Consider the following 14,673-nt stretch of genomic DNA (forward strand, 5'->3'; position numbering starts at 1 on the left):
GGGAACAGCAGGGAGATGCCGCCTGAAGCTCCTGGACCTGCACCGGTGCACCGGGCCACGGTTTAAGCCGGTGTAAGAGCATTGAGAGGGCCTTCACGTCATCTTCATGTTGTCCCACCTTCTGCGTTCAGCCTGGGGGCGCGAAAGACCGAGGTTTACGTGACTGACTCTCCCCCCACCTCCTTTTCCCTCGGCACCCTCTACGGGCGTGAGGCTCCCTTCCAGGCGCTGATGGGGCACAGCGCCGACCTGATCACGCTGCTTGACCGGGAGGGCCGCGTCCTGTACCAGAGTCCGTCTGTGCGGCAGCACCTGGGTTGGGACCGCAACCCCACGGCGGAGCAGCACCACTTCAACCTCGCCTCCCTGCACCCAGACGACCGCGAAGGGCTCTCCCAGCAACTGGTGCGCCTGCTGCCCGGCGTTACCGTGACCCTGTGCCCTTACCGCATGCAGCATGCCAACGGAAGCTGGCGGTGGCTGGAAGGCACGGCGGTCAACCTGCTGAACGATCCCAGCGTGGGTGGCATCCTCGTGCAGGCGAGGGACGTGACGGTCCGCGTCCATGCCGAGCAGCGCGCGCGCGCGCTCGAGGGACTCGGGACGGCGCTCGCCGGCGCGAGCACCACGGACGAGGTCGTGCAGGTCATCCTGCTGCAGGGGCTCGAAGCCATGGGGGCGATCGCTGGCGGCGTCATGCTCCTTGACAACGATCGGCAGCACGTGACGGTCGTGGGAAGTGCGGGGTATTCCGACCACGTCGAGCGACCCTGGCGGCGCTTTCCTGTGGAGATTCCCGTTCCTGCGGCGGACGCCATCCGGGAAGGCCGCGACCTGTTCCTGACGGTGGAAGACTGGCAGACCCTGTACCCGCACCTGCAGCACATCCTGATGCCAGCCAGCGGGAGCCACGCCGCCCTGACCCTCTGGGTGAACGGGCAGGTCATCGGGGCGGTCACGCTCTCGTTCGCGGAGAACGGGGCGCTGAGCGAGACGCAGCGGCGGTATCTGCGCACCGTCGCCGCCCAGTGCGCCCTGGCGCTGGAGCGCGGCGCGCTCCATGCGCGGCTCCAGCAGCAGGAGCGGCTCTACCGCAAGATCACCGAGTACAGTCACGACCTGGTGAGCATCATCGGTCTGGACGGGGTAACCCAGTACATCAGCCCGGCGCTGACGCGCATGTTGGGCTACGCCCCCACGGACCGGCTGGGCGTGAGCGTGTTCGAAGGCATTCATCCGGAGGATCTCGACCGGTTCAGGGCGGTCTTCCAGCAGGCGGCCACCTCCCAGGTCCCGGTTCTGGCCACCTACCGCTTTCAGCACAAGGAGGGTCACTGGGTGTGGCTGGAATCCACCGGCGTGAACCCGGCCCACGATCCGGACATCAAGGGTGTGGTGATCAACACGCGCGACGTGACGGCGCGCATCGAGGCCGAGCAGGCGCGTCAGGCCACGGAGCGCCGCCTGCAGCTGTTCGGGGAGCAGTCCGACGTCTTGATCCGCATCTTCAGTCCCGCTGGTGAGTGCCTGTACGCCTCGCCCGCCGCAGAAGGCCTGCTGGGGTACACGGCGCAGGAGCTCGAGACCCATCTCCTGACACAGCTGATTCACCCGGAAGATCTGTCCAGGGTGGAGGCGGCCTGGGCTGGCCCCATGCCTGTGCCGCCCCACCGCATGCAGCGCCGTGACGGGGCGTACCTGTGGGTGGAGAGCACCATTCGCAGAATCACAGATGGGCTGGGCGCTCTGGTCGAGGTGCACGTCGCAACGCGGGATATCACCCCTCGTCAGGAAGCGGAAGAAGCGCTGCGCGTGCAGCTGAGCCGCTTTCAGCATCTGGTAAACCTCACGGCAGAATTTGCCGCCCAGGACGCTTCAGAACAGCATATCCAGGCAGCGCTGGAGCACTGCCTGGACCTGACGGGATACACCTACGGCTTTTACTTTCCAGTTGGCAGGAGCGGGCTGCTCGAACCGCTGTGCGCCGGAGACGTCAAGGACGAACAGTTCGTCTGGACGAGGCTGGACAAGGCCCTGCGCAGCGGGGAGATCGGAAGGTCCTTGCGGCGCCACGCCGCCCTCTTCGCTGGACCGGACGAACCGGTGTTCAGTCCTCCTGAATCCTTGCCCAGGCCAGTGTGGACCTCGCTGGCGGTGTTGCCGGTCGTTGCGCGTGAAGTGCTGCGCGGCTTCATGGCCTTTGGCACAGACGGGCCGGTGGATGTGGACGGGGACAGCCGCCGGCTGCTGCTCAGCGTGAGTGAGCAGGCCAGCCGGGCGGTGGAGCGCAGGGTCCACCTGGAAGAACTCAAGCAGTCGCGCGAGGAGACCCTGCGCGCGCTGGGCCTGGCGCTGGAGTACCGCGATTACGAGACCAAGGGGCACACGGACCGCGTGGTGCACCTCACCGAGCGTCTCGGCCGGGCCCTGGGCTTCTCGGGAGCTGACCTCGACGCCCTGCGCTGGGGCGCGTTCCTGCACGACACGGGGAAGGTGGCCATTCCCGACGCGATTTTGCTCAAGCCGGGGAAGCTCACCCCCGAGGAGTGGGACGTGATCAAGCGGCATCCGGGAATCGGGTACGAGATGCTGGAGCACATTCCCTCGTTGCCGCCCACCACCCTGGAAGTGGTCCTCTACCACCAGGAACGCTGGAATGGCGGCGGATACCCGAAGGGGCTGGCGGGAACGGACATCCCCCTCGCGGCCCGGGTCTTCGCCGTTGTGGACGTCTACGACGCCCTGACCAGCGAGAGGCCCTACAAGAAGGGCTGGACGCACTGGGAAGCCGCCGAGCAGCTGCGCAAGGAGGCCGGTGTGCTGCTGGACGAACGTGTGGTCCAGGCCTTCTTGAAGCTCTTCGGCCAGGAGGGCGAACCCATTACGTCAGCAAAGGAGGACGCCCTATGACTGTTCTTGATTCCAGATTCGCCCGGCAATCCAGCGCCTCTATCACGGGCTCGGGTCCGCAGACACTGCTGTGCGCCCACGGCTTTTGCTCCCACCAGGGGATCTTCCGGCACCAGGTGGCTGCGTTTGCACAGAGCCACCGGGTCGTGACGTATGACCTCGCCGGCTTCGGGCAGTCGGATCCAGACCTGTGGCGTGCGGAGCATCACCAGCGGCTCGAAGGGTACGCGGCCGACATGGTGCGCCTGATCGATGAACTCGGTCTGCGCCGCATCACCCTGCTGGGCGCCTCCATGGGCGCGATGATCGGGCTCCTGGCTTCGCTGGAACGCCCAGAACGCTTCAGCGCGCTGGTGTTCATCGGGGCGAGCCCGCGGTACTTGAATGACGCGACCTATCAGGGCGGCTTCGAACGGGCGGACGTGGACGGCTTTTACAGGTTGATCGACGGGCGTCAGGACTGGCAGGGCGCCCTGACGGGCATGCTGCTCAACCAGCCGGTGTCGCTGCCCCTTCAGGAGATCGCTGAGAACGTGCGGGGCGTCAGGCCTGAGGTCGCGGGCGTGGTGGCGCGGGCCATCTTCGATTCCGACTACCGGTCTCTGCTGGCGCAGGCGCGGCACCCGGTCCTCGTGACGCAGACCCGGGCAGACAGCGCGGTCCCCGAAAGCGTGGCGCGGTACCTGCACCGCAACCTGCCCAACGCGGAACTGGCTTTTCTGCCGGGGGTGGGTCACATTCCCAACTTCACGGAACCCGGTGCCTTCAACGCCGCAGTCAGGGGATTCCCAGTTCAGGCGTTTTAGAGCATGTGTCAAAGGGAGGACTTCTTTTTGACCGAGCAGCACGCGGACTTGAATGCGCATTGGGGAGAATAGGGCGCCGTGAGGAGTGCCCTTCCACGCGCGGCGCACTTCGGACAAATGCGCCAGGCGGACGCTTTAGGTCCGCAGGAGATGGACGCTGCGCAGGAAGTCGGAAAGCGGTGCCCCAGGTGCCGCAGTGGCCCGGGAAAGGATGTCCGCGTCCTTCAAGGCCGGGTCCCCCCGCTCGCTGCCCGTGATGCCCACAGAAGGCGGCTACTTGCAGTTTGCGGTGTGCCACGCCTCCAGGTCCGCTTCCCCTTCGCCTCGCTGCCAGTTTCGACCGCGAGGAGGACGTGCCGGCGCGCGGTTCTGGGCCTGTAGCCAGAAGCGACCAGACGCCGGGCGGTCACATAGAGGCCCACGGCAACGGTGCCGTCACCGGGCTTGGCTCCGAAGTGGGCCTCTCTGAATGTTTGCGGTGCGTCGAACCGCACCGCGTTCAGGTCTCCGACCATGACTGTCCAGCGGACCGCTCCTCCTGGAGGGTGTGGCCCTGAGGACGTGCCGCCGCGTCATACGGTTTCCGGATCATCCGTGACACCCGATCTGCTGCGCCGCGTTGCACGTCCGCTCGGGTTGGCCCGTGACGTCGTCACGGGCCAACCCGAATCCTGATCAGGCGAGAAGAAGGGGTGATGTGCACCCGACCGTCGGAGGCGCTTTCAGGGGCCGGGCCACTCAGCGGTCAAGGGTAAAGGCACCGCCAGTGGGAAAGACCTCTTCCCACAGGAGCGCGTCGTGCTCCCCGACCAGGGTGACGAGGCACGCCGGTTGCCCGGCGCTTGACGACAGGGCCGTGTACCGACGGGCAGCCTCAAGATAGGGCAATTCCAGCGTGCCCCCTGAGGTAGGGAAGCGCGCCAGCCCCAGTACCATCGCGCCGTCCCCGAGGTAGACCGCTGGAAGGCCCCCGGCTTTCGTCCAATTTGGTGGGGTATAGACGGTGATCTCGCGTGAACCGGGCAGGCTGCCCGACTTCAGGATGAACCAGTCGATCTTCCCGCTCAGAATCTGCGTGCTGGGGATGGCCGCAGGCGCCTGAGTGCCCCGCCAGGCGGTGTGTGCCTGCGGGGGTGAGGGCGGGCCGGCGACACCGGTCCTCAGGGAAAGGGCGGCGTGCGTGATGTCCTTGATCTGCGCGGTCACGGGCCAGACGCCCGTGCCAGGAACGGGGGGCAGCGGAAGGTACACGCCGCAGCACACCGTGACTTCACGCGCCGCACCAGGTGGCCGGTTCCCGGTACAAGCTGGAGCTCCCCCGGACCCGGCGGGGAAGCGCCGGCCGGGCCACCCTGAGGCGGCAGCCGTCCGTCCGGTTCACCTGTAGGTCACAGTCTACGGGCCAGGGTGGCGCGGCCGAGAAACCGGGTACCAGGGGCCGCGCTCCACCGGCTTCCTCCGCTCCTCCTGCCGCGGCGGGTGACAGCAGGGCAAGGCTGAGAACGGCCGCAGACAGGCGGGTGAAGGGAGAGGACATCCCCACGAGCATATGGGGCGGACCTGAAGGACGGCTGCCCGGAGGCGGCGTCACGGCCTGACAGCTCCCCGCTCTATACGGAGGGGAGTTCTGGCTGCGCTTTCCTCGTGGTGGCCTTGGGAGAGGCGCGGAAGCAAAGCTCCCAAGAACAGGGTTCGCTGAGCCGCTCTGACGCTGGCGTTTAACCCGGGGTCTCGGCCACAGGTGCCGGTCCGGAGACCAGCCTTCGCGGCTTCGTTGATGCCCTGGGTGTGCCAGCGACAGGAGCGCGTCGGCGCCCAGGGTCAAGGGACCCGCGCACGGGGTTACGTCTTCCGGACCGCTCCGCAGCGCCAACCACGCGGGCGTCAAAGCCCGCGGCGCTCAAGCGCCGCGGGGAGAACGGGCGTGCCCACGTCCAGACAAAGACGTTCTCCGGACATGACCGCACGCGCACGCCCGAGACAGCTCGGCCTGCCGGGGGTTTATCCACTGCGCTGCTCTGCCAGCACGCTGAGCCTTGCGAAATCGGTTGCTGTGCGGCTCGCCCGGTTATGGCCGCCAGCGACACCGAATGGGGGGCGGCATTTCTCCGTGCAGGCGCAAGGCGTCAGGGTTGGGCCTGCACGGTGATGCCCTCCAGAACGAACTCGCGCAAAGGCCCGTTCGCGCGAAAACCCAGGAAGCCTCCCGGTCCGAATGCCAGGCTCCCCACGGCGTGGAGGTCAAAAAGCTCGCCCACGGCGTGGACCACGGGTTCGATGTCCTGCTGTGACCGGGGAACCGCGGCTTTCCGGTCCCGGTGGGGCGGGAGGCCATACGCCTGTACCGCAGCGCGGTGTTCTGCTGGTGAGAGGAAATGGAAGGTAAGATCCTGGGTCACGAAATGACCGGGCTGCGTCAGGCCCAGCCTGCCGCCAGTCGGTCCGGCCTGAAGGTGACCCAGACCGTGTTCCACCATCAGTTCGAGCAGGGCCTGCACAAAGTGCGTCGCCTGGGCGGAGGTCAGCGGAGGACGGTCGGTCATTCCCAAAGCCTACGGCAACGCGCGTTCCGCTTCTGTCTGGATCGCCCCATCCCCAGTCTCCCCGGTACCAAGCCCCGTCCCGGTCCGCCCGTCTCGGGCGAGACCTTCCCGGACGGGTGGCCTGGGGACGCGAGCACCTCCGGGCGAGGGCTGCAGCGTCGTCTGGTCCGGTTCGCGGGATCATCCGTTTCCTGTGCGGCGCAGCGTTGCACGTCCGCTCGGGTGAGTCGGGTCTTGCATCACGGACTTACCGCAATCCTTATGTCGCTGCGGCAAGGCGCTGCAGTTCAGTCCTTGAACCCTGGCCGTCCGGGGAGAACGCCTCTGCACAGCGGCCGACGGCCTTTCACGGCGGGGGTAGACAGGGCGGGCGCAAATCAGCGGTTGTGGCAGGGCTCAGCTGAGCTTGCGGTTGCTCAGCCGTCGCCAGCCGTCGGGCGTCCCCACGCTGGGGGCAGTGGCCACCCCGTGGCCCAGCCGCAGTGGGATCTGGGCCGCCGTCTGGACGCGCGTGGACGTCTGCAACTGCGCGATGGCCCACATCAGTTTCCATCCGCTGAGCGGGATGCGCAGCGCCTCAAGCACCGGAGGGCGCGCTCCGCCCTGGGCCTGAATGCGGGTGATCGAGAGCCACAGCCAGTCCTCCTCGGCGTCCGGGACCCTGGATGCGGGCTCCATCGGCAGCAGGGAGACCTCGGCCGTCCAGGCTGGCGCATGAACCTCGCCGCGCGACATGCCCAGCGCGCATTCGCCCAGCAGAATCCGGTCGCTCAGGCCGCTTGGGCTGTATCCCAGGGTGCACAGCCCGCTGAAGGCTTCCGGCACCAGGCCTACCGTCAGCAGCTGGTCTTCCAGCGGCCCGTGGTTGAGCCGAATGGCCAGTCCCGCGCGCTCCAGCGGCTGAAGTGAGGGTGGGAACAGCACCAGATCGGGAGCGGCGTGTCCATGGGTCAGCTGCAAGGCGAAAGGAAAATGAGAGTTATCTGATGTAAATGTCAAGGACCCACCTCTTGACACTCACATTGCCATGTCTCTGGAGGGAGCGCGTGAGAACCTGCAGCCGCGCCCAGTGCGCGTCGGGGGGGGCGCTGGGGGAGAGGCTGCGAAGAAGTGCACACGGCCGCTGAATTCCGGGGCGTGGGGGGCTGGGGTTCCTCCGGCGCGGCTGATCTACAGACGCCGCCCTGAGGTCGTTTCCCCGCCCAGCGCGCTCAAGCCGGGGGCCTGGACTGGGGGGCAGGTCGGTGCGCCCCTGCAGTTGCCCGCTGACCTGCTGCATGATCTGCCAGGCGACGCTGCTGGGTGAGAGGCCGCCGGGGTGCATCACGAAGGGCACGCCCCTGGCTTTCGCCACGTCCCGCAGCGTGTTGTGCGCGTGCCCCATCCAGCGGATCGCCAGGATGACGACCGCCGTGTCCTCGGTCACGTGGGCATGCGCGTGCGTGCCGTGGGCGTACTCGCCGCTCCCTATCCAGTCCAGTTCACGCAGCCGCAGCGCCCTGACGAGCGCCGCACGGTGCGGTGGACTCGGCACACTGCCCAGCAGCACCACCCGCTGTCCCGCCAGCCGCTCCCTGGCCGCGAGAACATGGGGTGGGAACGCGTCTCCACGCTCGTCTTCCCCGGAAGGGTTCTGCGCGGTGGGGTCAGCTGGCGTGGACGGCTGTGGCGGGCGTTCTGCTCCGTCGTCCCCGGCTTCCTCCTGCTGTTCCCGCTCCCACGCGGCCTCCAGGGGCCTGGCAGCGGCCGCCAACACCTCCTGGGCCGCTTTCTGCACGCCTTCCCACTCCCCAGCGGAGAGCGGCAGGGCCCGGAGCGGACCCAGGCGCCCGAAATACGTCTCCAGGAAAGTCTGCTCCGGAAGGCGCAGACCGGCGCGGCGCACCGTGGCGAACAGGTGTCCCGCCGCCAGTGCCGTGAGGCGGCGGACCTGCTGCCCCCACGTCTCCCAGTACGCGGTGCCGTCCAGGCCGAGCAGCAGGCCACAGTGAATCAGCAGCTGAAGTTCCGCACGCAGGTCGGTACTCAGGTGGTCCTGGGGCTGGGTCCGTTCCCACGCCCAGAGCGGGTCGATGCCCGACACCTGTGCGGCCAGCTGCACCATCGGCGGCAGGTTCATGCCCGGCGCGCGGTACGTGGTTGTGAGGCCCTGGAGTCCCAGCAGCAGCAGCCGGGCCTTCAGGTGCTCGTCCTCCGCCGGAGTGATGCCGCTGGCCAGGTCGCGGTCCAGGGCATTCAGGGCGTCCCACAGGGCGCCGCGCTGCTGCCTTTCCAGCGGGGTCGGCGCCCTCCACCGGTCGGCGCGCAGAGCGCGAAGCCGCCGTCTGGCCCGCCAGGTCTGGCCCTCGGCGTCGCTGCCTGGCTGCCGCTTGAAGCGCTGGGTGCCTGGCAGCCGGGGTGCTCCAAGCTCCCGGTGGAGCTGTGCGTGCAGGGTCAGCAGGGCGTCCGCGGTCCCGCTCTCGCGCTCCTCCTCGCGGTGTTGACGCTGCAGGTGAAGTAAGAGCACCTGCGCCGTGTCGAGGACACCCACGAGGGGAGCGTTCTCCAGGCGGTCACGGCCATTGACGTGAAGGAGCAGGAGGGCGGCGTTCCGTTCGCCCTCCAGGGAGCTACGCGACAGCCGCCTGAGCTCCCGCTCCCTCGCCATGCGCTCCCTTTCCAGCGTGGCGGGAGGCGTCAGGGCGGCGCGGCTGGGATGCAGCGGGTCTTTCGGGGGAAATGGCGTCCGGTGGCCCGCCCAGTCGAGCCGGGCCTGCGCCTCTGGGGTGAGGACGACGCCGGCCTGTGCGCCGCGTTCTAGCACCTGGGACACGGCGTGCGGGTACTCCTCCGGCAGCAGGGCCACGCCCTCCAACCCGCCGAGCCCAGCGGCCCCATTGATGGCGGGGAGGCGCTGCAGGTAGGACCGACCCAGGGGGCTGATCACGTCCAGCGTCGTTGCCAGGTCGTTCAGCAGTTCCAGCAGTTCCCGGTTCCCGCCCGCGGCGTATCCCGCCAGCCCCACAATCACCGCCTGTCCGAGCAGGACGCTTTGGATGGTGTGTTCCTGCTGCTGAACGCTGAGGGTCTCGTCGTTCTCCGCCCGGTTCATCTGCCCGTCGAGCAGGCGTTCGCCCGCCTGCAGAAAGGGGGTGAGCGTCTCCGGAGACCGGGTCAGGCCACCGGGAGGATCCTGAAAGTGGCCCTGCCCGGCGGTGACGTGCAGCGTCGACGTGGGCGCTTGCAGGATCCTCCCATCGGGAGTGCGGAGTCGGGCCATGTCAACAGTCTCCCGCATGACGGGGCAGACAGCGCGGCGCGGACGCCAGCCTCAACTTGCGGAGCCCCGTCGGCAGGTGGGGAGAGTCCCCGCTCCCGCGCTGCTCGGGGTTGTTTCCCCGGGGCGCCGCTTGGGCCGCAATCCGGTGACCGCGCCTCAGTGCTGAGGGGCAACGCGCCGCGCGTGCCTTTTTCCCCAGGAGGTGCAGCTGAGGGAGCGGCCACCCGCCCGAATGCCGCCGGTTCAGGCGGGGGGTCCTGCTTCCAGCCAGGTGCGTCCGGCGTGTTCCCTCACGCTGGGCGCGACGGAGATGTGCTGCAGCGCGGCGTGCGCCTCTCGAAAGGCGCGCGCCAGCCGGCCTTCACGGAGGCTGGCCCCACCGGCGAGCTCGTGCGTGATCTGCATCACGCGCGCCGCCCCAGGAGCGTTCAGTCACCTCAGATGCAAACCTACGGGCGGCGCGCCACATCCCTTCGGCCTCGGCATACCGTGTGTGGCCGGACGCGCCCAGACGCCCCGCTCCCCTCGCGGTCACCTCCTCCCTTAACGCGTCCAGGGCCGCGCGGGCAATTCCCAGCGGCACCGGCGCAAACCACAGCCACAGCGGGGCCTGAAAGGGCAGCGTGTACAGGCGGCCGGGGTCAGGGGCTCCGTCCTGAAAGCGCAGGGTGCGCTCCGCCGGGACGAAGACGTCACGCGCCGCGAAATCGTGGCTGCCTATGGCGCGAAGTCCCTGAACGTCCCAGTTGGGCATGACCTCCACGCCGCGGACGTCCAGGAAGACCTGAAGGGGCGTCTCCCCCGCGACGGAGCAGCCGGCCAGGACCCGGGTCGCGTGCCCGATGCCGCTGGCGTACGACCAGCGCCCCGAGACCCGGTAGCCACCATTCACGCCAATCGCCTCACCCAGCGGCATGAAAATGCTGGAGCACACCAACTGTGGGCAAACGAGCAGGTCTTGAGCGACTCAGGGGCGAGCCAGCCCGCAAAGGCGTTGCTGCCTGCCCCGATCAGGAGGCACCAACCCGCAGCGCCGCCAGCTGACGCGACGCACTCGACGGCGCGCACCGCTTCTGGCAGGGGGCGGGCCGCCGCAGGACGCGGGCTGCAGGATCCGGAACAGGTCCGCTTCATGCAGGGTCCCGAGGGTGGTGCTGGAGAAGCGGCCCTGACGCTCGCTCTCCGCAGCGTGGGCCCGAATGACGTCGAACACGCCGGGGGCAGCCTGTTTCAACGGTGGCCGAACCGACGAAGGGGTCATGGTGTCCTCACATGGTACGGCGTTCCGCCCCCACATGGAGCGGGAGCAGCGCCAGACTGTTCGGAGGAGAGAGGCGCCTGTAGAAATGTTTTCGGGGTGGAGGCCAGGAGCAGGCGTCGCCCAGGCAGGATGGGTCACGGGCTTGCGCTCCCCTGTCGTCAACTCCTCGGCGTCTTGTTGCGGCGGGTGCCGGTTGCGGTGGGGATGACGGAGCGCTCGGGGCCTGAGAACGCCCGCGCTCCGCTTTGTGCAGCTCCGCTCGGTCCAGCCTCTGGGGCGCGTGAGCGCCCAGCCACCGCCGAATGGAACGGTCATCCCTGAAGCCCGTTGAGGACCGGTGGGTTGCTGCTGGGTCCGCGCCAGAATCGCCTTGGTCCAGCAGGCAACCTGGCCTGACGTGCGCGCTGGGCCAGTCATGGCAAGCAGCACGCCGCCAGGCATGGTTCAATGGCGAGGTGCTGCGGGACGTGAGGGTCGTCGAACGTTCTCCACTGGCCTGGCTGGCGAAGTGAATCCTGAGGGCACCGGCCGTGGCCATGGTGCTGGGCCGCACAGTTGATCTGCGTGGCGCTTCAGAGGCGCAGGTCCGGAGGTACGGAACGGCGCGCTTCCTGCTGCTGTATCTCCTGGAAAGCGCGCGGCGCGGCTCTCACCTCCACCGCTCCGAGGTGGAGGCCCGGAAGACGGCGCAGGCCCTGCTCACGCGCTTCGCCGAAGCAGAGGTCTGGCCGAACGTCTGCTACCGTTTCCGGATCATCCGTTCCCTGGATTGCGCTCCACTTCGGTGATTCCACGCCTCTGAGTCGCCGTTTCTCCCGCCCCCTCCTGCCGCGCAGCGTTGCGCGTCCGCTCGGGTGAGCAGTGATGAAAGAACGGGTGAACCGAAATCCTTACGGTGGGGCCTGGGGCGTGACCGCCTAGAAAAAGAAGTGATCTGAACGGTGCGCCCAGCTCCGGAGGGGAGCCTCCGGTCGAGGAGACGGCCGAAGTTCCCTGTGGACGTGGCCAGGCGAATGTCTCTGGGAGGGCAGAGGGAGAGAGCCCACTTTCCAGGCCCCCTGCCCCCTGGCGCCATGCCCCCGACTTTGGTTGCGGGCGTGTCACGCCCGGTTCTGAGCGCTGCTTCCCAGAAGGGCGCTCAGCTCGAAGGCGTTCTCCAGCGCCGCGCCCACCGCGGTATTGTCGAAGATGATCCAGGGGGAGTACCCGGCCGGCGTGGCGCGAACCGCTTCCGCCAGCCTCTGGAGCGCTTCTGCGGAATAACCCGAGTAATACGTGCGTGGGGAGCCGTGCCAGCGGTAATACAGCGTTTCTGGGAAGCCCCCCGGAATGGCCGCTGCGGGCACGATGGCTGGATCAGCGGCCACACGACCCACGCGGTGTTCAGACAGCGTGGCGTCCACCTCCGGCGTGAACCAGGAGGGGTGGCGCGGCTCGCAGGCCACGGGCACGGAGCTCAGGTGCCGGAGTTGCGCGAAGAAGGCTGGGGCGACGTCAGGGCAGAACGCCAGGCTGGGTGGCAGTTGAACGAGCAGACAACCCAGCGTGTTCCCGAGGCCCTCCACCTGGTCCAGAAAGGGAAGCAGCGGGTCGTCCCCTCCCTGCAGGCGCGCTGCGTGGGTAACGGTCCTGGGGACCTTCACGGTGAAGCGGAACCCGGAAGGGACGCTGCGCGCCCACCGCTCATAGGTGCGTCGCTGATGGGCGCGGGTGAAAGACGAGTTGATCTCCACGGACGGAAAGCGGGTGCTGTAGCGTTCCAGCACGCTGTCTCCGGCTCCGAAGAGCTCTGCTTTCCCGCTGGCCACGCCCCAGCCTGCACAACCAATCCTGAAGACCTTGGATTCCACGGCCGTACCTCCCGGGCCTGATTGTTCCAGATGTTCCTGAGCGCACCGTACGGGAGGCGGGTCTTTCATGGCGCTTTATCCTGTGAGAATGCCCCAATGAGAATATTCATGAACTAGCATGACAACGCCACAAAGGAGCGTGCGAGAGGAGGAAGCCCACTGAACACCGCCACCTTCGGCGCGCTGGCCGAGCACAACCGCCTGCAGATCGTCCAGCGGCGGATCGGGCAGCCCCTGACGGTCGGAGAGATCGCCGCGCAGCTCCACATCCGCCAACCCCAGGCGTCCAGGCATCTCAAGGTTCTGAGTGAGGCGGGCGCCGCCGAGGTCCAGGCGGTTGCCAACCGGCGCGCCTGCACCCTTCGCCCAGAGCCCTTCCAAGCCCCCGACGACTGGCTGAACACCTGCCGCAACTCCAGAAGCGCCAGAACGCCGCCAGCGCTCAGGAATCGGCCCTCAGGCAAACGGGAGTCCCGTCCTTTCCAGGAAGCTTCCCACGACCAGCACCGCCGCGTCCCCCACGACTTCCAACACCGGAGCTGGCCAGCCCCCCGCCCTTGAACGCGTCTTCCACACTCCCCGCAAGCTGGTTTTCGCGGCCTTCTCCCAGGCCGGGCACCTGCGCCACTGGTGGGCGCCCCTGGGCTGGGAGATGCCTTTTGCACCGCCGACTTTCGCCCGGGAGGCCGGTGGCACTGCTGTATGAAGTGCGTCGACCAGAACCAGGGGGAGTTCTACGGCATGGAATCCTGGGGGTCCGGCGTCTACCGCGAGACCACGGGCCGGAGCGCCTCGTCTACACCGGCTCCTTCTCGGACATCGGGGGAACATCAACGGAAACGTGCCGTCCAGCCTGTCGACGCTCACGTTCGGGGAGGTCGAAGGCGGTACCCGCGTCGTGAACCGCGCCGCGTACAACTCGGAAGCGGCCCTGAAGACCGTGTTGAACATGGGCATGCTCCGGGGGAGCACCGAGACGTGGGACCGCCTCGCCGGGCACCTCCAGGCGCCGCCCTCCTGGGGACCTCGGTCCAGCAACGCCGCGACCCAACATTTCGGCCGACGTCACTGCGCCCGGGCCAGCGGTGGCGCTACCCTCCATCCATGGTTGCTCCCCGTTCCCCTGCGGCGCTGCGTGCCCGCGCCGTGCCCCAGCACGCGGACCTCGCCGCCCTGCCTTTCGAGCAGGCCTGCGCCGAGATCGCGGCGCGTCACCACCTCAAAGCGCCCCACGCCTTTCAACTTGCCCCGGGAGGAGCCACCCACCTCGTGCGGCTCTCGGACGGCCAGGCCCTGTGCGGCCGGGGCCCCCGGCTCTACGCCGGAGTGCCCGGGGTAACCGGTCCCCTCACCTGCCGGGGCTGCGTGCAGGCGGTGGCCCGGCGGCTTCAGGGAAGCCTGGGCCGGCGCGCCGCGCGGGTGACGCCCACGCGCCGCTCCTGAGGGCACCAGCTCTGCGCTGAGGGGCGTCCGCACTGGGCTGTCCAGCATCGCCGTCCCAAAAGCGCCGAGCGAACGGGCACACGCTTTGCTCACCTGTCTCCCCCCAGTCCTCACAAAAAGCTCCAGAATGCCCCGTTCTGGAGCGCGGGATGCGTGGCGTGACCACCGACAGGTGGTCCCCCATCTCAAGCGCTGGGTGCATAACCGTCTTTCCCCTGAAGCATGCTGAAGAAGCGGCGGTGCCGCCCATTACCCCTGCCCAGCTTGAAGCGGCCCGTTGCTCGCACCGACGCGCGGCCGGTGTGGCCTTCTTTCCGGTCCTGAGCCCGGAGGAGGTCTTCCGTCGGGCCTGGTGCCGGATTGGAAGGCCGTACCTGCGCCAGGACCGCGTCCTGCTGCCCGTCAAAGCGCTGCGGCGTTCCTCGGTCCAGCGTCGGCGGTACGGCCTGCCCGTCACCGGCCCACCCGGGCGTGGCCATCCGGTAGGTGTCAGATCAGCCCTCCTGCCGCGTTTTTCCAGGCGCGGCGTCCCATAACGCAAGCGGTCTAGAGCAGCGGGGAGAATGGCGCCGTGAGGGGTGCCCTTCCACGCGCGGCGCCA

The 14,673-nt window shown here is 68.3% G+C and carries 12 protein-coding genes; 6 read left to right on the forward strand and 6 right to left on the reverse strand.

Going from position 1 to position 14,673, the window contains the following annotated elements:
- Positions 1-159 precede the first annotated feature (159 nt).
- Both B9A95_RS08350 and B9A95_RS08355 read left to right on the forward strand, forming a co-directional pair.
- Complete coding sequence (locus B9A95_RS08350; RefSeq protein WP_084046458.1) at positions 160-2,910, forward strand: PAS domain S-box protein; 2,751 nt, start codon at positions 160-162, stop codon at positions 2,908-2,910.
- Positions 2,907-3,716, forward strand: coding sequence for an alpha/beta fold hydrolase (locus tag B9A95_RS08355; protein ID WP_084046460.1), 810 nt, complete (start codon positions 2,907-2,909; stop codon positions 3,714-3,716). Before B9A95_RS08350 ends, B9A95_RS08355 begins: the two co-directional genes overlap by 4 nt.
- A gap of 738 nt (positions 3,717-4,454) precedes the next feature.
- On the opposite strand, the gene B9A95_RS08360 is transcribed toward B9A95_RS08355, so the two are convergent.
- The 5 genes from B9A95_RS08360 to B9A95_RS08380 form a co-directional block, all read right to left on the reverse strand.
- On the reverse strand, positions 4,455-4,967 hold the full coding sequence (locus B9A95_RS08360) for an alpha/beta hydrolase (RefSeq protein ID WP_084046462.1): 513 nt from the start codon (positions 4,965-4,967) through the stop codon (positions 4,455-4,457).
- An 875-nt stretch (positions 4,968-5,842) separates the two neighbouring features.
- A complete protein-coding gene (locus B9A95_RS08365) occupies positions 5,843-6,259 on the reverse strand; it encodes a hypothetical protein (protein WP_084046463.1) in 417 nt (138 codons plus the stop codon).
- 396 nt (positions 6,260-6,655) lie between these two features.
- Entirely contained in the window at positions 6,656-7,219 is a 564-nt protein-coding gene (locus tag B9A95_RS08370; protein WP_084046465.1) for a hypothetical protein, read from the reverse strand.
- A 19-nt stretch (positions 7,220-7,238) separates the two neighbouring features.
- Positions 7,239-9,518 (reverse strand): hypothetical protein, encoded by a 2,280-nt coding sequence (locus tag B9A95_RS08375; RefSeq protein ID WP_212648276.1) that lies wholly within the window; start codon positions 9,516-9,518, stop codon positions 7,239-7,241.
- 361 nt (positions 9,519-9,879) lie between these two features.
- Complete coding sequence (locus B9A95_RS08380) at positions 9,880-10,434, reverse strand: acyl-CoA dehydrogenase family protein (protein ID WP_139806593.1); 555 nt, start codon at positions 10,432-10,434, stop codon at positions 9,880-9,882.
- An 875-nt stretch (positions 10,435-11,309) separates the two neighbouring features.
- Here B9A95_RS08380 and B9A95_RS34510 point away from each other — a divergent pair.
- Positions 11,310-11,567, forward strand: a complete 258-nt coding sequence (locus B9A95_RS34510; RefSeq protein ID WP_084046468.1) for a hypothetical protein — start codon at positions 11,310-11,312, stop codon at positions 11,565-11,567.
- 312 nt (positions 11,568-11,879) lie between these two features.
- On the opposite strand, the gene B9A95_RS08390 is transcribed toward B9A95_RS34510, so the two are convergent.
- Entirely contained in the window at positions 11,880-12,629 is a 750-nt protein-coding gene (locus B9A95_RS08390) for a DUF72 domain-containing protein (RefSeq protein ID WP_245808195.1), read from the reverse strand.
- Between the two features lie 249 nt (positions 12,630-12,878).
- Here B9A95_RS08390 and B9A95_RS08395 point away from each other — a divergent pair, with 249 nt between their 5' ends.
- The 3 genes from B9A95_RS08395 to B9A95_RS31840 all read left to right on the forward strand — a co-directional run bounded on the left by B9A95_RS08395 (position 12,879) and on the right by B9A95_RS31840 (position 14,608).
- On the forward strand, positions 12,879-13,190 hold the full coding sequence (locus tag B9A95_RS08395; protein ID WP_425429926.1) for a hypothetical protein: 312 nt from the start codon (positions 12,879-12,881) through the stop codon (positions 13,188-13,190).
- A 543-nt stretch (positions 13,191-13,733) separates the two neighbouring features.
- Positions 13,734-14,072 (forward strand): hypothetical protein, encoded by a 339-nt coding sequence (locus B9A95_RS08405; protein WP_084046470.1) that lies wholly within the window; start codon positions 13,734-13,736, stop codon positions 14,070-14,072.
- Positions 14,073-14,230: 158 nt separating this feature from the next.
- Complete coding sequence (locus tag B9A95_RS31840; RefSeq protein ID WP_139806594.1) at positions 14,231-14,608, forward strand: hypothetical protein; 378 nt, start codon at positions 14,231-14,233, stop codon at positions 14,606-14,608.
- Positions 14,609-14,673: the final 65 nt, after the last annotated feature.

The organism is Deinococcus hopiensis KR-140, assembly GCF_900176165.1.
Lineage (GTDB): Bacteria > Deinococcota > Deinococci > Deinococcales > Deinococcaceae > Deinococcus > Deinococcus hopiensis.